Source organism: Bacillus sp. MMSF_3328 (genome assembly GCF_030733525.1).
In the GTDB taxonomy this organism is placed as follows: Bacteria; Bacillota; Bacilli; order Bacillales; family Cytobacillaceae; genus Bacillus_AB; species Bacillus_AB infantis.
Map to the genome: position 1 here is coordinate 284,061 of NZ_JASHIV010000001.1, position 17,302 is coordinate 301,362.

Annotated in this window: 17 protein-coding genes and 1 other RNA gene; 12 read left to right on the plus strand and 6 right to left on the minus strand. The window is 47.5% G+C overall.

Annotated features, from left to right (window positions below; genetic code table 11):
* The first annotated feature begins 62 nt into the window (after positions 1-62).
* From gcvT to gcvPB, 3 genes are read left to right on the plus strand one after another with little or no spacing between them, the layout of a single operon-like run.
* Complete coding sequence (gene gcvT / locus RBB45_RS01410; protein ID WP_009794925.1) at positions 63-1,169, plus strand: glycine cleavage system aminomethyltransferase GcvT; 1,107 nt, start codon at positions 63-65, stop codon at positions 1,167-1,169.
* Positions 1,170-1,183: 14 nt separating this feature from the next.
* The gene (gene gcvPA / locus RBB45_RS01415) at positions 1,184-2,530 is read left to right on the plus strand and encodes an aminomethyl-transferring glycine dehydrogenase subunit GcvPA (protein WP_101550281.1); all 1,347 of its coding nucleotides are present in this window, start codon (positions 1,184-1,186) and stop codon (positions 2,528-2,530) included.
* Positions 2,523-3,986, plus strand: a complete 1,464-nt coding sequence (gcvPB, locus tag RBB45_RS01420) for an aminomethyl-transferring glycine dehydrogenase subunit GcvPB (RefSeq protein ID WP_009794927.1) — start codon at positions 2,523-2,525, stop codon at positions 3,984-3,986. The genes gcvPA and gcvPB overlap by 8 nt, the downstream gene beginning before the upstream one ends.
* 226 nt (positions 3,987-4,212) lie before the next feature.
* Here the strand turns inward: gcvPB and RBB45_RS01425 are convergent, their stop codons facing one another.
* Complete coding sequence (locus RBB45_RS01425) at positions 4,213-4,596, minus strand: rhodanese-like domain-containing protein (protein WP_094767073.1); 384 nt, start codon at positions 4,594-4,596, stop codon at positions 4,213-4,215.
* Positions 4,597-4,835: 239 nt separating this feature from the next.
* On the opposite strand from RBB45_RS01425, the gene RBB45_RS01430 reads away from it, so the two are divergent.
* The 4 genes from RBB45_RS01430 (at position 4,836) to RBB45_RS01445 (ending at position 10,733) form a co-directional block, all read left to right on the plus strand.
* Positions 4,836-5,672, plus strand: coding sequence for a lipoate--protein ligase family protein (locus RBB45_RS01430; RefSeq protein ID WP_009794929.1), 837 nt, complete (start codon positions 4,836-4,838; stop codon positions 5,670-5,672).
* Between the two features lie 356 nt (positions 5,673-6,028).
* A complete protein-coding gene (locus tag RBB45_RS01435) occupies positions 6,029-8,578 on the plus strand; it encodes a vitamin B12-dependent ribonucleotide reductase (RefSeq protein WP_148949103.1) in 2,550 nt (849 codons plus the stop codon).
* Positions 8,579-8,717: 139 nt separating this feature from the next.
* Positions 8,718-9,743, plus strand: coding sequence for a spore photoproduct lyase (splB, locus tag RBB45_RS01440; protein WP_009794932.1), 1,026 nt, complete (start codon positions 8,718-8,720; stop codon positions 9,741-9,743).
* A 102-nt stretch (positions 9,744-9,845) separates the two neighbouring features.
* Positions 9,846-10,733 (plus strand): patatin-like phospholipase family protein, encoded by an 888-nt coding sequence (locus RBB45_RS01445; RefSeq protein ID WP_009794933.1) that lies wholly within the window; start codon positions 9,846-9,848, stop codon positions 10,731-10,733.
* A gap of 89 nt (positions 10,734-10,822) precedes the next feature.
* Here RBB45_RS01445 and RBB45_RS01450 read toward each other — a convergent pair whose 3' ends face one another.
* Both RBB45_RS01450 and RBB45_RS01455 read right to left on the minus strand, forming a co-directional pair.
* A complete protein-coding gene (locus RBB45_RS01450; protein ID WP_009794934.1) occupies positions 10,823-11,203 on the minus strand; it encodes an SA1362 family protein in 381 nt (126 codons plus the stop codon).
* Between the two features lie 47 nt (positions 11,204-11,250).
* Complete coding sequence (locus RBB45_RS01455; protein ID WP_094767077.1) at positions 11,251-12,195, minus strand: DUF1385 domain-containing protein; 945 nt, start codon at positions 12,193-12,195, stop codon at positions 11,251-11,253.
* Between the two features lie 247 nt (positions 12,196-12,442).
* Here RBB45_RS01455 and RBB45_RS01460 point away from each other — a divergent pair, with 247 nt between their 5' ends.
* From RBB45_RS01460 to efp, 4 genes are all read left to right on the plus strand, one after another.
* A complete protein-coding gene (locus RBB45_RS01460; protein ID WP_009794936.1) occupies positions 12,443-12,958 on the plus strand; it encodes a YqhR family membrane protein in 516 nt (171 codons plus the stop codon).
* 78 nt (positions 12,959-13,036) lie between these two features.
* The gene (gene aroQ / locus RBB45_RS01465) at positions 13,037-13,477 is read left to right on the plus strand and encodes a type II 3-dehydroquinate dehydratase (RefSeq protein WP_009794937.1); all 441 of its coding nucleotides are present in this window, start codon (positions 13,037-13,039) and stop codon (positions 13,475-13,477) included.
* Between the two features lies 1 nt (position 13,478).
* Entirely contained in the window at positions 13,479-14,540 is a 1,062-nt protein-coding gene (locus tag RBB45_RS01470) for a M24 family metallopeptidase (protein WP_101550273.1), read from the plus strand.
* Positions 14,541-14,564: 24 nt separating this feature from the next.
* Positions 14,565-15,122, plus strand: coding sequence for an elongation factor P (gene efp, locus RBB45_RS01475; RefSeq protein ID WP_009794939.1), 558 nt, complete (start codon positions 14,565-14,567; stop codon positions 15,120-15,122).
* Between the two features lie 63 nt (positions 15,123-15,185).
* Here efp and RBB45_RS01480 read toward each other — a convergent pair whose 3' ends face one another.
* Positions 15,186-15,347 carry a hypothetical protein gene (locus RBB45_RS01480; protein ID WP_165352522.1) on the minus strand — a complete coding sequence of 54 codons (162 nt, stop codon included), beginning with the start codon at positions 15,345-15,347 and terminating at the stop codon, positions 15,186-15,188.
* A gap of 125 nt (positions 15,348-15,472) precedes the next feature.
* Here RBB45_RS01480 and ssrS point away from each other — a divergent pair.
* Positions 15,473-15,655: non-coding RNA, 6S RNA (gene ssrS, locus RBB45_RS01485), on the plus strand.
* Positions 15,656-15,696: 41 nt separating this feature from the next.
* Here the strand turns inward: ssrS and RBB45_RS01490 are convergent.
* Together RBB45_RS01490 and RBB45_RS01495 are read right to left on the minus strand one after the other, a co-directional pair.
* Positions 15,697-16,362 (minus strand): SIMPL domain-containing protein, encoded by a 666-nt coding sequence (locus tag RBB45_RS01490; protein ID WP_165352521.1) that lies wholly within the window; start codon positions 16,360-16,362, stop codon positions 15,697-15,699.
* Positions 16,363-16,430: 68 nt separating this feature from the next.
* Positions 16,431-17,156 (minus strand): uracil-DNA glycosylase family protein, encoded by a 726-nt coding sequence (locus tag RBB45_RS01495; protein WP_306009030.1) that lies wholly within the window; start codon positions 17,154-17,156, stop codon positions 16,431-16,433.
* Positions 17,157-17,302 lie beyond the last annotated feature (146 nt).

Genomic DNA, 17,302 nt, shown 5'->3' on the forward strand with positions numbered 1-17,302 from the left:
GGCGTTCAAGCCTCATGGTTAGCAATCTTGTATTTATTATTTGGATCAAGGGGGACAAGTGAATGTCGCAGCTAAAACGTACACCATTATATGAGGAATACCGGAAGCTTGGAGCAAAAACCATCGATTTTGGCGGCTGGGACCTGCCGGTGCAGTTCACTGGCATCAAAGATGAGCACGAAGCCGTAAGAACAAAAGCAGGCCTGTTTGATGTATCCCATATGGGAGAGATAGAAGTGAAAGGGCAAGCCAGCCAGGATTTTCTGCAAAAAATGATGACCAATGATATCTCCAAGCTCAAAAGCGGCGGTGCACAATATACCGCGATGTGCTATGAAAGCGGCGGCACTGTTGACGATTTGCTTGTGTATAAATTCGAGGATGATCACTATCTGCTGGTTGTCAATGCGGCAAACATAGAAAAGGATTATCAGTGGCTTGAAGATCATCTGATTGACGGCGCTGACATCAGGAATCTATCTGATCAGACTGCCCAGCTTGCTTTGCAGGGACCTGCAGCTGAAGGGATTCTCCAGAAGCTTGCAGGCGAAAAGGATCTAAGCGAAATTGGCTTTTTTAAATTCAGCAGTGACGTGGATCTGAATGGAAAGAAAGCGCTCGTTTCCCGCACCGGCTATACGGGCGAAGATGGATTCGAGATCTACTGCCATTCGGATGATGCCTCAAGCATCTGGAATGATATCCTTGAAGCCGGAAAAGAAGAAGGTGTGCTGCCTTGCGGGCTCGGCTGCCGCGACACCCTGAGGTTTGAAGCAAACCTTGCGCTGTACGGGCAGGAGCTGTCGCCAGACGTTACCCCCCTTGAAGCCGGGATCGGTTTTGCTGTAAAGATTAATAAAGAAGCTGATTTCATCGGCAAGCCTGTCCTCAAGCAGCAAAAAGAAAATGGTGTGCCGAGAAAGCTGGTCGGGCTTGAAATGATTGACAGGGGAATCCCGCGCCACGGATATCCGGTGCTGGCGGATGGAGAGCAGGTCGGCGAAGTGACGACAGGCACACAATCACCGACCCTGAAGAAGAACATCGGCCTCGCCCTGATCAAGACCCAATATGCGGAGCTTGGCAATGAGGTAGAAGTTGAAATCCGCGGCAAACGGCTGAAAGCAGTTATAGCTGCCACACCTTTTTATAAAAGAGATAAGAAGTGACGGAGGGGAAAAACATGACGCATCGCTATCTGCCTATGACAGAAACAGACAAAAAGGAAATGCTTGAGAAGATCGGGGCAAGTTCGATTGATGAACTGTTCAGTGATATACCTGAAGCTGTCAGGTTTAAGGGAGAGTACAATATTAAACCGGCAAAGCCGGAAACGGCATTATTGAAGGAGCTTACCAAGCTGGCAGGAAAGAATGCCGACCTCAGGTCCAATTCATCCTTCCTCGGAGCCGGTGTCTATGATCATTATATGCCGGTGATTGTGGACCACGTCATTTCCCGCTCCGAATTCTATACGGCCTATACACCGTATCAGCCGGAGATTTCGCAGGGGGAGCTGCAGGCCATCTTTGAATTCCAGACGATGATCTGCGAACTGACTGGCATGGATGTAGCCAATTCTTCCATGTATGACGGCGGCACTGCCCTCGCTGAGGCAGCCATGCTTTCAGCTGGCCAGACGCGCCGCAAGAAAATCCTGATCTCCGAGGCTGTACATCCGGAATCGAAGGATGTTGTCAGAAGTTATGCAAAGGGGCAATATATAGAGGTTGTTGAAATTCCGCATAAGGACGGAATCACAGATATGGATGTGCTGAAAGAGCAGATGGACAGCGATACAGCTGCAGTCATTGTTCAATACCCTAACTTCTTCGGCCGCATAGAGCCGCTGAAAGAGCTTGAGGAAGTCATCCATGCCCAAAAATCCATGTTCGTTGTATCAAGCAATCCGCTTTCCTTGGGCGCATTAACGCCTCCAGGCAAGTTTGGCGCCGATATTGTGGCAGGGGATGCGCAGCCATTCGGGATCCCTACGGCATTCGGGGGACCTCATTGCGGTTATTTTGCCGTCACCTCCAAACTGATGAGAAAGGTGCCGGGCCGCCTTGTCGGGCAGACGATTGATGAAGAAGGCCGCCGCGGCTTCGTACTTACCCTTCAGGCAAGGGAACAGCATATCCGCCGTGATAAAGCGACTTCCAACATCTGCTCCAACCAAGCCTTGAATGCTCTTGCTGCATCTGTCGCCATGACAGCCCTCGGCAAAAAGGGAGTCAGGGATATTGCCGTCCAGAATATGCAGAAAGCCCGCTATGCCAGGGATCAGTTCAAGAAGGCCGGATTCGAGCTTGCCTTTGAAGGCCCGATCTTTAATGAATTTGTCGTAAAGCTGAATGCACCAGTCAAGGAGATCAATAAGAGCCTGCTCGATAAAGAAATCATCGGCGGCTATGATCTTGGCAGAAGCTATCGTTCACTGGAAAACCATATGCTGGTTGCCGTGACAGAGCTTCGCACGAAAGAAGAAATCGATACTTTTGTTAAAGAATTGGGGGATTACCATGCATAATCAAGACCAGCCGCTGATTTTTGAAATAAGCAAGCCGGGCCGCACAGGCTACAGCCTGCCGGAACTCGATGTACCTGAAGTGGATGTGGCTGAATTGCTGCCTGAAGGATACCTGCGTGAAGAAGAGCCTGAGCTTCCGGAAGTATCGGAATTGGACATCATGAGGCACTATACTGCTCTCTCAAAAAGGAATCATGGCGTGGATTCAGGTTTTTATCCGCTGGGATCATGCACAATGAAATACAATCCGAAGATCAATGAAAATGTAGCACGCTTTAACGGTTTTGCCCATATTCATCCCCTGCAGGAGGAAAGCTCTGTCCAGGGTGCATTGGAGCTGATGTATGACCTTCAGGAGCATTTAATTGAGATTACCGGAATGGACGAAGTGACGCTGCAGCCGGCAGCAGGTGCACACGGGGAATGGACAGGGCTGATGATGATCAGGGCTTTCCATGAATCCAATGGCGACACCGGCAGGACAAAGGTTATTGTCCCGGATTCAGCCCACGGGACAAATCCGGCATCAGCAACGGTCGCCGGCTTTGAAACCGTCACCGTTAAATCGAATGAGAACGGCCTAGTAGACCTTGAGGATCTGCGACGGGTAGTCGGATCCGATACAGCGGCCCTGATGCTGACGAACCCGAACACGCTTGGACTGTTTGAAGAAAACATTCTTGAAATGGCAGAGATTGTGCATGGTGCCGGCGGCAAGCTTTATTATGACGGTGCCAACCTGAATGCGGTCCTTTCCAAAGCGCGCCCTGGAGATATGGGATTCGATGTTGTCCATCTGAATCTCCATAAAACATTCACAGGACCTCACGGAGGGGGAGGACCCGGGTCAGGTCCGGTCGGCGTCAAGAAAGACCTGATACCCTATCTGCCTAAACCGATCGTTGCTAAGCGCGGTGAGGAATTTGTCCTTGATTATGACCGACCGCAATCGATTGGAAGGGTCAAACCGTATTATGGAAACTTCGGCATCAATGTGCGCGCTTATACTTATATCCGCACAATGGGGCCGGACGGCTTGAAAAATGTCACCGAATTCGCAGTCCTGAATGCGAATTATATGATGAGGCGCCTGGCGGAATACTACGATCTGCCATTCGACAGGCACTGCAAGCATGAGTTTGTACTCAGCGGCAAGCGCCAGAAAAAGCTTGGCGTCAGAACGCTTGACATTGCGAAGCGCCTGCTCGACTTCGGCTATCATCCGCCTACCATCTACTTCCCGCTGAATGTAGAAGAATGCATCATGATCGAGCCGACTGAAACAGAATCAAAAGAAACACTGGACAGCTTCATTGAAGCCATGATCCAGATTGCCAGGGAAGCGGAGGAAAATCCTGAAATCGTGCAGGAAGCGCCGCATACGACGGTCATCGGCCGCCTGGATGAGACCCTGGCTGCAAGAAAACCGGTCCTCCGGTATAAGAAAGAAGCTTAAGTTTCATGGCATTGAGGGGCGAAACACGGCATCAGCGCTGTGCTTCGCCCTATCTCTTTTGGCTTAGTATGTTCCCTGCTGATTTTGGGCACATTCGTGTGAAACTCTGTTTCTAACGCATATTTATTCTTGAAATGGAGTAATGCTTCATATGATCACACGGAAAAAGGGTCCCGCCTTAAGGCTGGACCCTTTCTTGCTCATGTATAGAAGGGAAGTGCCTCCCTTATTTCTTCGCTTTAATTTTGCCTGACCATTTTTTGAAGCCGCCCTGCAGCTGGTGGAGATCTTTATAGCCTCTGCGGTATAAAAACTGGGCTGCACGTCCGCTGCGCATCCCGCTTTGGCAGTACAGATACACAGGCTTGTCCGGACGGATTTCCTTCATGCGCATTTTCATCTGGGATAACGGGATATTTCTGGACCCGAGGATATGGCCGGCATCGAATTCATTCGGCTCCCGGACATCAATCAGCTGAGCCTTCCGGTATCCTGCGCGGAATTCATCCTCTGTCAGGGTCTTGACGACTTTGCGCTGATAGAGCCATGTAACGACAGAGTAGGTAACAAAGCCCCCGATAATGATTAAAAGAATATAAAGTGTATCCAATGTGACTTCTCCTTTCACGTATAGCTACGCCAGCTTTTATTATATAAGCCGGCAGGCATGTGAGTAAAGGAATTCCTGCAAAATTCACGTATTTCTCACGTTTTCGGATTTGCTGGAGACAAAGCGGGCGAGACGTAAATTGAAATATTAGGCAAGGGCTGTTTGCTTTGTTTTTTCCGCCCATTTTGATAGACTAGAGAACATGTGCAAGACTCAAAACATGAAAAAGAGGGCTACATATGCTAAAAGAAACTTGGAGATTTATTGATTCGGGATATGGTTCCCCATCTTTCAATATGGCTTTGGATGAGGCACTCCTCGAGTGGAACAGCGAGGGAAAGATCCCGCCTGTCATCCGCTTCTACGGATGGGATCCGGCAACGCTTTCCATTGGCTATTTTCAAAAAGCGGAAAAGGAAATCGATATGGATGCAGTCAAAAAGCACGGGCTGGGGTTTGTCCGCCGTCCGACAGGCGGAAGGGGCGTCCTGCATGAACATGAGCTTACATACAGCGTCATCGTTTCAGAGGACCATCCTGAAATGCCGAAAACAGTCACAGAGGCCTACCGGGTGATTTCTGAAGGAATCCTTAAGGGATTCCACAATCTTGGAATGGATGCCTATTTTGCTGTTCCGAAGACAGCCGAGGAAAGGGAGTCGCTGAAGAACCCGCGTTCCTCCGTCTGCTTTGATGCACCAAGCTGGTATGAGCTTGTTGTTGAGGGAAGAAAGGTTGCCGGAAGCGCCCAGACAAGGCAGAAGGGTGTTATCCTCCAGCATGGATCCATCCTCCTCGACCTTGATGAAGATAAGCTTTTCAGCCTGTTCAAGTATCCGAATGACCGTGTGAAGGAAAGGATGCAGAGAGCGTTCAAAAGCAAAGCCGTTGCCATCAACGAGCTGAGCCGGGACAAAGTTACAATCGGGCAGGCCAAGGAAGCCTTCAGAAAGGGCTTTGAAGAAGGTCTTGACATTCATCTTGAACCTTATGAGCTTTCCGCCGAAGAAATGGAATATGTGAACAAAATTGCAAAAGACCGATATGAAAACGATGAATGGAACTTTAAAAGATAAAAAGCGGCCCTGTCGCTTTTTTTCTGTTTGATACAGAAATTGGCACACTCAGAATATGAATATTTTTCCAAGGGGTCCGCATATAAAACGCAAGCCCCGAAATTTGCCGAAAATAATCGTTTACTGTCATTAATCGGACAATATCTCTTCTTATCTCTGAAATCTAGTTTTTTCTGCGTTTGACAAAATCAAATTGATTTGACCTCCAATACAATATATAGTGGTGTCGAAAATATTTTATATACTATATATTGATTTTGAGGTTTTAGATATGATAACTTAAGGGTATTCAAAAAAACAAATAGAAGCTTGGCTTTCTATTATTAATAGAAAGATACATTGAAGGAGCTGTGTGTATGTCTGTCGTTCTAGGACAAAAAGCAAAAGTGAACATCGAACAATTAAACAAGGATATCCGCCTATTTCCCCAGGTGCATCCGATCACCCCTGATATGAAAATCACCCATAAAGGGGTTTCCCGTCTGGTCATGCTGGACCGCTATACTTTCAAGGATACAGAAAAGATTACTCTGGCGAACGGGGACTTCGTTGTCCTGACGGTCAAAGAAGATCCAAAATTCCCTGCCCGCGGCCTCGGCTTCATCCAGGAGATTGACTGGGAGAACAAGACAGCCAAAGTATTGGTGGAGGAAGAATTCCGCGGAGTACTGGATAATCCGGACGAACCGGTGATTACGAAATCGCTGGATGTGATTGAGAAGCCGCTTGAAATCTATTATGAGCAGATTGCAAAGCGCAATGCGACAGGCCTGGCAGCTGCAGAGGCAACAGAAGAGAAGCGCAAAGAATGGTTTGAGAAATTCTACCACGAGCTTGTGAGCCTGAACTTCATCCCTGCCGGAAGGGTGCTTTACGGTGCTGGCGCGGATACGGATGTTACTTACTTTAACTGCTATGTCATGCCGTTTGTACAGGATTCCCGGGAAGGGATTTCAGAGCATCGCAAGCAGGTAATGGAAATCATGAGCAGGGGCGGCGGCGTCGGAACAAACGGATCGACCTTAAGGCCGCGCAACACGCTGGCCCGCGGAGTGAACGGCAAATCTTCCGGTTCGGTTTCATGGCTTGATGATATTGCGAAACTGACTCATTTGGTTGAACAGGGCGGATCAAGGAGAGGTGCGCAAATGATCATGCTCACCGACTGGCATCCTGATATCATCGAATTCATCATCTCAAAAATGCAAAACCCGCGCATCCTCCGTTTCCTGCTGGAAAACACACAGGATGAAACAATCAAGCGCTATGCCAGTGAAAAGCTGAAGTTCACTCCGCTGACTGAGCAGGAGACCAATATGTATCAGGGAATCATCAACTATAAGCAAATCCCCGGTCTTGGCGGCTTCAGCGAGAAAATCATCAAGGATGCGGAAAATAAGCTTGCTGCCGGAGGCAATTATACTGTCCATAATCCTGAGTTCCTGACTGGCGCCAATATTTCCGTGTGCCTGACAAAGGATTTCATGGATGCCGTTGAAAAAGATGCAGAGTATGAGCTGCGCTTCCCTGATGTGGAGTCATATGATGCTGAAACGATGAAGATCTACAATGAAGAATGGCATAAAATCGGTGATGTCCGCGAATGGGAAAAGCTGGGCCACAAAGTGCGCACCTACCGCAAAATCAAGGCAAAAGAGCTTTGGAACCTGATCAATATCTGCGCAACTTATTCAGCGGAGCCAGGCATTTTCTTCATCGACAATGCGAATGATATGACAAATGCACAAGCCTACGGACAGAAGGTAGTAGCGACAAACCCTTGCGGAGAGCAGCCGCTGGCGCCTTACTCTGTCTGCAATCTCGCCGCTGTCAATCTTGCTGAAATGGCTGACAAGGAAAACAAAACGGTCGACTTTGAAAAGCTGGCCCGCACTGTTGAAGTTGGCGTCCGCATGCAGGATAACGTCATTGACGCGACACCATACTTCCTTGAAGAAAACAAAAAGCAGGCTCTGGGAGAGCGCCGTGTCGGACTTGGTGTAATGGGGCTGCATGATCTGCTGATTTACTGTGAAACAGAATACGGTTCAGAAAAAGGCAACGAACTGATCGACAAAGTATTTGAAACGATTGCTGTAACCGCATATAAAGCTTCAGTTGAGCTGGCAGGTGAAAAAGGCAGCTTCCCGTTCCTTACAGGGGCAACGGATGAAGAAACAAGCAGGCTCCGCCAGAACTTCACAGAGACTGGATTTATGCAGAAAATGCCAGAAGATGTGAGACAGTCCATCCTTGAAAAAGGAATCCGCAATTCCCACCTGCTGACTGTAGCACCGACAGGATCCACAGGTACAATGGTCGGGGTGTCTACAGGGCTTGAGCCATACTTCTCCTTCTCTTATTTCAGGAGCGGCCGATTAGGGAAGTTCATTGAGGTGAAGGCAGATATCGTACAAGAGTATCTGGACCGCAACCCTGACGCAGATCCTGAGAACCTGCCGGAATGGTTTATTTCCGCTATGGAGCTTTCCCCTGAAGCGCATGCTGATGTTCAATGTGTCATCCAGCGCTGGATTGACAGTTCTATAAGCAAGACGGTCAATGCACCGAAGGGCTATAGCGTTGAACAGGTGGAAGGTGTGTATGAACGCCTGTACCGCGGCGGGGCGAAAGGCGGAACAGTATATGTCGACGGTTCCCGCGACTCGCAGGTCCTTACGCTGAAAGCGGAAGAAAACACCTTCGATGAGGAAGAAACGAAAGAAGAAAAGCCGAAACAGCGTGTTGTGCTGGTTGACACAATCAGTGACCTCAGATCGACAGATGTAACCATCGGCTCTGAAGTAGGCAACACCTGCCCGGTATGCCGCCAAGGCAAGGTAAAAGAAATCGGCGGCTGCAATACCTGCACAAACTGTAATGCCCAATTGAAATGCGGCTTGTAAAATTTTCATAAACAGTAAAAAGAGGATGGAAAAATTTTTCCGTCCTCTTTTTTTTGGTTTTGCCCCAATAATGCTCATACTACAAAAAAGTGCCGGCGACATGCCTGAGCCAAGCAAACATAGAAACGGGGTTATAAAGATGAAACCATTCATGCCGCAGCTTGTGTATATAGAACCGAAAGCGCTTGAATATCCTTTGGGAAAGGAGCTGAAGGAGAAATTTGAGGAGCTAGGCATCGAAATCCGCGAAACCACTTCCCACAACCAGGTGCGCGGCATCCCGGGGAATAATGAGCTTCAGCAGTACCGGAATGCAAAATCGACACTTGTAGTAGGCATCAGGAGGACGCTCAAATTCGATACGTCCAAACCGTCAGCCGAGTATGCCATCCCGCTTGCAACAGGATGCATGGGGCATTGCCATTACTGCTATCTGCAGACAACCCTTGGAAGCAAGCCGTATATCCGCACATATGTAAACCTTGAGGATATCTTTGCTCAGGCTGAAAAATATATGGAGGAGCGGGCGCCTGAAGTCACCCGATTTGAAGCTGCCTGTACCTCGGATATTGTAGGGCTTGACCATTTGACGCACTCATTGAAAAAGACGATTGAATTCATCGGGGGGACAGAGTATGGAAGACTCCGCTTTGTGACTAAGTACCACCATGTCGACCATCTGCTTGATGCCAAGCATAATGGCAAGACAAGGTTCCGCTTCAGCGTCAATTCACGATATGTAATCAAGAATTTTGAACCGGGCACCTCCACTTTCGATGAACGGCTCGAAGCGGCCAGGAAGGTTGCAGGGGCGGGATATCCTTTAGGTTTTATCGTGGCGCCAATCTATCTTCATGAAAACTGGAAAGAAGGATATTATGAGCTTTTTGAAAGGCTGAAGCAGTCGCTGGATGGCATAGAGCTTAAAGATCTTACTTTTGAACTTATTCAGCACCGTTTCACTAAGCCTGCCAAGAAGGTCATAGAAAAACGCTATCCGAAAACAAAGCTTGAAATGGATGAAGAAAAGCGGAAATATAAGTGGGGCCGCTACGGAATAGGAAAATATGTATACCAGAACGATGAAGCAAAGGAAATGGAAGAAACCATCCGAAGTTATGTCCATTCCTTTTTTCCGGAAGCAGAAGTCCAGTATTTTACGTAACCTGATATTTTATCCTGAATAATTAATTTGTCCGCCGTACTATTTTTGCAGCTGCCCGATTAAAGATGTATCAAGCAGGTATCATCGACGGGGGTGGCTTGCATGTATATAGACGGCGTTTTTTCAGGCGGCGGCATTAAAGGCTTTGCGCTGATCGGTGCTTTGGAGGTCATTGAGCAGAAAGGATTCCGCTTTGAAAGGGTGGCCGGCACGAGCGCGGGCTCGATTGTTGCCGGACTTTCTGCTGCAGGATACACAAGCAGCGAAATGTTCGATCTGATGAATGAACTTGACTTGAAAAAGCTGCTGGATGCCAGGAGGACGCTGCTTCCATTTTCGGCAGCTAAGTGGCTGCTCTTGTATTGGCGACTTGGATTGTACAAGGGAAACGAGCTGGAAAGGTGGATTGCAGAAAAGCTCGCTGCAAGGGGGATCCGTACATTTGGCGACCTCGCACCACAGAAGCTTAGAGTCATTGCATCAGATCTGACCAACGGCCGGCTTGTCGTCTTACCGGATGATTTAATGAGCTACGGGGTCGACCCTGGCCGATTCTCCGTAGCGAAGGCTATCCGGATGAGCTGCAGCCTGCCTTATTTTTTTGAACCGGTCAAACTGAAGTCTTATGAAGGAGAAACAAGTCTCTTAGTCGATGGGGGAGTGCTGAGCAATTTTCCGATGTGGCTCTTTGACAAGGAAAATGTCAAAAAGCTCCGGCCAGTACTTGGGATCAAGCTGAGCCATGATGTCTTGAACAGGGAGAAAAATAAAATCAATAATGCGATCCAGCTCTATGAGGCGCTCTTTGAGACAATGAAGGATGCCCATGATGCACGCTATATTTCCCGGAAGCATGCAAAGAATATCATTTTTGTTCCGACAGAGGGCATCGTTTCTACAGAATTTGGCCTTACCGCTGAAAGAAAAGAAGAGCTGCTGGAGCTCGGGAGGCGGTCAGCGAGGAAGTTTTTTTCTCAATGGACCTATTGAGGGAATTAAAAAGCACTGCCCCATATTGGCAGTGCTTCCGCTGGCCGGCCATTTACAGCCAGCAGGAGTAATACTAATCTGCCCGGGCATCAAAGGGAGGCCCGGTTCTTTTTTTTGCCTTTTTTTCCGTCAATGACGGTTAAATGAGATGGAGACTTGCGGGCTTTTGTTTTCCTTAAGGATGTGAGCGAACCGACACTTGCCTTCCTGGTGCTGGCAGGTTCTTTCTGATATTTCCTTTTAGATTTCTTAGCTGCTTTAACAAATGCCTGCTGCTCTTTTTTCATAGGGCCAGCTTTGTAGAAACGGCGAAACAGAAAGTATACGGCAGCACCAATGAGGGCCATTACGGCTATACTCTGCAAAAAACCGGCAGGGTCGTTTACCAATCTGCCTGTTATTCCGATTATTGCGAGGCCGATGAGGCCGGCAACAATGTACAATGAAGTCCGGTTATTCAAAAAAGCCACCTCCCTATGAGCATGATGAGCATTTTCACTTGCTTTTAAACTATATTTTATACAATTTCTTCTGTTTTATTAGCGTCCTCGGTTTCCTTTTCCTTTTTTAGCAGTTCGTTAAACGAAAGAATGGCAACTTCTGTCTGTTTATCATCCGGTTCTTTGGTCGTCAGGAGCTGAAGCCAGAGTCCGGGAAGGCCGAGCCATTTCAGAACAGGCACATGCCTGACCTTATTCGTCAGCTGCAGGACCTCAAAGGAGATTCCGAGAACGACTGGAATCAGGGCAAGGCGGTTTAAAATCCTGACCCAAAGCGGATCGGTCGGCACAAACATATAAATGAAGACGCCGACAATGACGGTGAAGAGGATAAAGCTGCTGCCGCAGCGATAATGGAGCCTGGACTGCGCCTGCACATTTTCGACCGTCAGCTCCTTGCCGTTTTCAAAAGCATTTATTACTTTATGCTCTGCACCATGGTACTGAAACACCCGCCTGATGATCGGGGTCAATGAAACGAAATAAATATAGCCAAGCAGAAGGATGAGCTTGAAAAATCCTTCTACCAATACCTGGGAAAAATCACTCGAAAAAATCGGCTTTGTCAAGGCCGCCAGGAATACCGGAACAAGGGTGAAGATAAATTTCCCGAACAGGAATGAAATGACCCCTATGGCTGCCACGCCGAGCCACATGGTCAGCTTGGATGGCTCCTGTTCTTTTAAGGTATGATCCTCGCTTGGATCAAGATCAAATCTCTCTGTTGAGAAATTCAAGTGCTTCGAACCGTTCGCACTTGCTTCAATAATGGCTGCTATCCCTCTAAGGAAAGGGATTTTCTTGATCGTCCGGAGAGACGGATTGGACTTTCTCGGCAGATGGAAGTATTCAATAGATTCATCCTTCCTTCTGACTGCTGTGACATAATGATGCTTGCCGCCGAACATGACGCCTTCAACTACCGCCTGGCCGCCATAAACGGGCTTTTGGTCTTTAGACATATATGTAACACCAACCTATTGTGTACTGGGCCGAAACAGCATATTGAAAAAAGTGGATCGTGCCTGAAAGGCACTTTTTGCATAAGCTGAATGTACCTATATTTATTCTACTAAAAAACGGATAAAACCTCTAGAGCGGAGCGAAAGTAAGATTATTTCAGCCTCGCAGCCGATGAACCTTCAATTTTTGGTTTTGATGTAATTGAAAAAATAACCATGGGCATACTAAAGCAATGGAGGTGGAAAAATGAAGGAAGAACATGCAAAGCTTGAACAAAATCAGAGGGAAAAGCCGATGTCCTTCATGGCTATGGTCATCATCACTGGATTTGTCGGGGGAGTGCTTTGGAGCGGGCTGGCTTATCTGGCTTACGTCTTTAACCTGACTGAAATCCATCCAAGGGTTATCCTGGAGCCATGGGCTATAGGCGGATGGAAGAAGACGTGGCTTGGGACGGTCATTTCGCTTGTATTCATAGGGATTGTCTCCATCGGGGCAGCCATCATCTATTATGCCCTGCTTAGAAAGATCAAAAGCATCTTTGCGGGGGCAGCCTACGGAATTGCGCTTTTCCTGCTGGTCTTTTTTGTACTGAATCCCATTTTTCCAGGCATCAGCCCGCTGAGGGATCTGGATAAAAATACTATCATTGCCTCTGTCTGTTTTTATATTCTTTATGGAGTATTCGTCGGCTTCTCTATTTCTTATGAAGAAAATGAAATCAGGTTCAGGGAAGATAAGGAAAAAGAAACTGCAACATAATATGGTTTCGGTGTGCTGCCGATTTCAATTGTGATAGAATGTTCTTATGGACATTCTTTTTTTCACGGGAGCCTATTTATGAAAAAAATACTACTATTAAACGGGCCGAACCTGAATATGCTGGGCAAGCGGGAGCCCGGTATTTATGGGGAGACCACACTGAAGCAGCTGGAAGAGCGGATTGCAGAGCTGGCCCGCGAATACGGGGCAGAACTGGAAGCCTGCCAGTCCAATCATGAAGGGGCGCTCATCGATAAGCTTTATGAAGCGAATGAGGCTGAGTTCGATGGCGTGATCTTTAATCCCGGAGCCTTCACACATTACAGCTACAGCCTTCGGGACTGCATAGCAGGCATAAGCGTGCCTGTCATTGAAGTACATATATCGAATATCCACGCCCGGGAGCCCTTCCGCCATGTATCTGTCACCGCAGCGGTTACGGCGGGGCAGGTCGTCGGCCTGGGGCTCAAGGGATATGAGCTGGCATTATCCGCACTACTGGAAAAGGGGAGAAATTAGGATGGAGAAATTAGAGAAGCTTCGCGCTGCATTTGGACAGCATTCAATCGATGGGATGCTGGTTACAAGCAATTATAACAGAAGATATTTAACCGGTTTCACCGGTTCTGCTGGAGTGGTGCTGATCAGCGGGGAAAAAGCACAGTTCATCACAGATTTCCGCTATGTCGAACAGGCCGGGAAGCAGTGTGAAGGCTTTGAAATCGTTCAGCATTCAGGCAATATCGTCGAAGAGGCGGCCAGGCAGGCGAGGAATCTGGGGATCCAGAAGCTTGGCTTTGAGCAGGATCATGTATCATTTGCTTCCTTCAAAGCCTATGAAGCAGCAGCAGAAGCAGAGCTTGTTCCGGTAAGCGGGGCAATTGAAAAGTTACGCTTGATTAAGACGGAGTCAGAGATTAAGATATTAAAGGAAGCTGCGAGCATTGCCGATAAGGCATATACTCATATTCTGGACTATATACGCCCCGGCAGGACAGAGCTGGAGGTTTCGAATGAACTGGAATTCTTTATGAGAAAAGCAGGTGCAGCCTCTTCTTCTTTTGACATCATTGTTGCATCCGGATATAGATCTGCCCTTCCGCACGGAGTGGCAAGCGATAAGGTAATTGAAAAAGGGGATATGGTTACACTTGATTTCGGCGCCTATTATAATGGCTATGTATCCGACATTACCCGCACCCTTGCTGTGGGTGAGCCGGACAGCAAGCTGAAGGATATCTATCATATAGTCCTTGAAGCTCAGCTTAAGGGTCTTGAAGGCATCAAACCGGGCATTTCCGGAAAAGAAGCAGACGCCCTGACCCGCGACCACATCAGCAGCAAAGGCTATGGAGAGTATTTCGGGCATTCGACAGGACATGGAATCGGTCTTGAGGTCCACGAGGGTCCTGGGCTTGCATCCAGATCTGATGTCATCCTTGAAGAGGGGATGGTCGTCACGGTCGAACCTGGCATCTACATCCCTGGCCTTGGCGGTGTGCGCATTGAAGATGATACAATCATTACAAAGGACCATAACGAAAAGCTCACTCATTCAACTAAAGAACTAATCATTCTGTAATTGCATATTAGGAGGACATAACACATGATTTCTGTAAATGATTTTCGTACAGGATTGACAATCGAAGTAGATAACGGCATTTGGAGAGTAATGGATTTTCAGCATGTTAAGCCAGGAAAAGGCGCAGCGTTTGTTCGTTCAAAGCTCCGCAACCTGCGCACCGGCGCTATCCAGGAAAAAACCTTCCGTGCCGGCGAGAAGGTAGGCAAGGCGCAGATTGATAACCGCAGAATGCAATACTTATACGCAAGCGGCGATCAGCACGTATTCATGGACAACGAGTCTTACGAGCAAATTGAACTGCCTGAAAACTCTATTGAGTATGAGCTGAAGTTCCTTAAAGAAAATATGGAAGTCCAGATCATGATGTATCAGGGAGAAACGCTTGGTGTTGAACTTCCAAACACTGTTGAGCTTGAAGTGACAGAAACTGAGCCTGGAATCAAAGGTGATACTGCTTCAGGCGGAACCAAGCCTGCTACACTTGAAACCGGCCTGATTGTTCAGGTTCCTTTCTTCATCAACCAGGGAGATGTCCTGATCATCAACACAACTGAAAGCTCTTATGTGTCCAGAGCCTAATCGGTGAAAAAAAGGAATACCCGCGTGGCATTATGCCAGCGGGTATTTTTTTGATTTAAACTGTTAAAGCTTCCTTCCGGTCGTTCCCGGAGATTGATCGGTATTTCCGGGATTATTATATTCCGGGTCAGAGGATGCCGGTTTGCTGTTGCTTTTTGTTCCGCCAAGATATTGGTCGGGATCCTGCTGCTCTTTTAAAAATTTTTCGTGATTTTCATTTACCATTCGGTAGCCACCCCTTCGGTACTCTTTTTGCCGCACTCTTTTTAGTATGCGCTTTTAAAATCATGCTTATGAAAAAATGGCTTAAAGCTATTGCCTTTATAGAAATGTTATTGTAATATAATTAATACAAGCTGCGTTGTTCGTTTGTATATGAAGTTTCAACCTTTATGTAGTAATAGGGAGCCCTAAATCGGAATCAGGACGGCATGCCTCTATACAGAGGACACCCGGAAAGAATTCCTGCGGACACCCACCTGTTGGAGCAGGTTTGAAACTCCATATAAATCGGCGGCAACTGCGGCCCTTAAAATGTTATCCCAAAGCAATGGCCAATCGGCTGTTGCTTTTTTTAATATACAAAGTCTGCTGTAACATAGGCAGTAACTTCCATAGTGCCAGGTTCTATTGAAGTACCAGCGGCCGCGCTTTTTACAAACATGCCGGCTTCCCCTGGTATTGGCTGGCCGGGGGCAATGATTCCTTCAGTGACTGCTGCTGGTGTTTTAACCAGCTGTACATGAAGGGTCTTTGCAATAACAGAAGCCTTTTCATAGGCATCTATGACCGCGAGTGACAGAGCCTGCTTCTGAGGCTTTGATTCATCGGCTAAAAGCCTGACGGAAGAAATGATATTCGCTCCGTTTTCTGCAGCGGTATCCAATACTCGGCCGGCAGCTTCCACAGGTGAAACAATCACCCTTAATAAATGCTCTGCCTTATACCCTCTGAAAATCTGTTTCCCATCCTGAAAATCGTATTGCGGAAAAACGGAATAGTTGCTTGTCTGTATACTTTCTTCCGGCAGTCCAATCCTGATTAAAGCGTCCTGAATCCTGGAGATCGTCTGGGCCGCTTCCGCCTGTGCCTCAGCCAGGGAACTGCTCTCGGCCGAAACGCCAAAGATGGTCTCCGCTTTACTTGGCTTTACTTCGACGGTTCCCTTTCCTGTGACCCTGATGGTGTTCCGGCCCTGCTTCTGGAGGGGCTGCCCTGAAATGCCTTGATTTTTATACATATACTGTCCTCCCCCTAATCCTTCTTGCTTTAATTTATTGGTTTCCGGCCGGCAGCAGAACAAAATCATCAGCTAAAATACTTTCTGATTTTGCCTGCCAGCTCCTCCTTCTTTTCCTCAAGGTGTCTGAAACGATGTCCATTTGCCCCGGAGGGATGGGGAAATCCAGATAAACAGAGTTCAGGTTTGATCAGCCCGCTGTTTATCCATCCTTCCAATATGCTGTCAGCCGCCTTGCCGAGGGGGATGATCAAGGGAGAATCCAGCGGCTGTATATCCGTTCTGAATGTTTCTTCTGCATAGCTCAGCAGAAACGGGCTCCGGCTTAATTCCGGGTCATGGCCTGTGTAGTTCTTTCCTTTATTGAAAACAGGATATTTTACAAGTGAGGATGTATGAAGGATAGAATCATCATCATGAAAGAGTTTCATGGAGTAATCGATGCCAAGGCACTCGGCCAGGCCAATGCTGTCCAGCATTTCCGCCAGATTTTTTCTCATGGGTCCTGAAAAGCGTCCTTCTGCTTTCACCCTCTTCAGCATCTCTGAGTCAGGAACCTTTCCAATCAAATGCCTTGCGAGTGTGATGCTTTTGTTCATTTGCGCCCATCCAGGCGTAATGCCAAGTATCAACACTTGAGCTCTGCTATTCACATATTCATTATGGGGCGAGTAATAGATCTGGAGAGCACCATATTTTTCAATCAGCAATCCCGGATGCAGCAGGTCTTCTTTTGTATATGTTTCTTTTAAAGGAAGCTTCTTAATTTCCTCTTTATACCTGGTAAACAGCATATCCCTCTCCTTTCCCTGTCATTATTCATGATACCCATATTCTCTGCATGATAAAGAATCTTTTTCCTTTGTTTCTATCCGAAAAACCATTTATGGAAAAGGGACAAATATTGTCATATTGCTCCTGGAACGACATACATTTCTTA

Bases quoted from the DNA above. Each gene is read 5' to 3' on its own strand.
- gcvPA (WP_101550281.1), top strand. From the start codon at position 1,184: ATGACGCATCGCTATCTGCCTATGACAGAAACAGACAAAAAGGAAATG.
- RBB45_RS01455 (WP_094767077.1), bottom strand. From the start codon at position 12,195: ATGTCTAAAGACCAAAAGCCCGTTTATGGCGGCCAGGCGGTAGTTGAA.
- gcvPB (WP_009794927.1), top strand. From the start codon at position 2,523: ATGCATAATCAAGACCAGCCGCTGATTTTTGAAATAAGCAAGCCGGGC.
- efp (WP_009794939.1), top strand. From the start codon at position 14,565: ATGATTTCTGTAAATGATTTTCGTACAGGATTGACAATCGAAGTAGAT.
- aroQ (WP_009794937.1), top strand. From the start codon at position 13,037: ATGAAAAAAATACTACTATTAAACGGGCCGAACCTGAATATGCTGGGC.
- RBB45_RS01445 (WP_009794933.1), top strand. From the start codon at position 9,846: ATGTATATAGACGGCGTTTTTTCAGGCGGCGGCATTAAAGGCTTTGCG.
- gcvT (WP_009794925.1), top strand. From the start codon at position 63: ATGTCGCAGCTAAAACGTACACCATTATATGAGGAATACCGGAAGCTT.
- RBB45_RS01495 (WP_306009030.1), bottom strand. From the start codon at position 17,156: ATGCTGTTTACCAGGTATAAAGAGGAAATTAAGAAGCTTCCTTTAAAA.
- RBB45_RS01435 (WP_148949103.1), top strand. From the start codon at position 6,029: ATGTCTGTCGTTCTAGGACAAAAAGCAAAAGTGAACATCGAACAATTA.
- RBB45_RS01430 (WP_009794929.1), top strand. From the start codon at position 4,836: ATGCTAAAAGAAACTTGGAGATTTATTGATTCGGGATATGGTTCCCCA.
- RBB45_RS01480 (WP_165352522.1), bottom strand. From the start codon at position 15,347: ATGGTAAATGAAAATCACGAAAAATTTTTAAAAGAGCAGCAGGATCCC.
- RBB45_RS01490 (WP_165352521.1), bottom strand. From the start codon at position 16,362: ATGTATAAAAATCAAGGCATTTCAGGGCAGCCCCTCCAGAAGCAGGGC.
- splB (WP_009794932.1), top strand. From the start codon at position 8,718: ATGAAACCATTCATGCCGCAGCTTGTGTATATAGAACCGAAAGCGCTT.
- RBB45_RS01460 (WP_009794936.1), top strand. From the start codon at position 12,443: ATGAAGGAAGAACATGCAAAGCTTGAACAAAATCAGAGGGAAAAGCCG.
- RBB45_RS01470 (WP_101550273.1), top strand. From the start codon at position 13,479: ATGGAGAAATTAGAGAAGCTTCGCGCTGCATTTGGACAGCATTCAATC.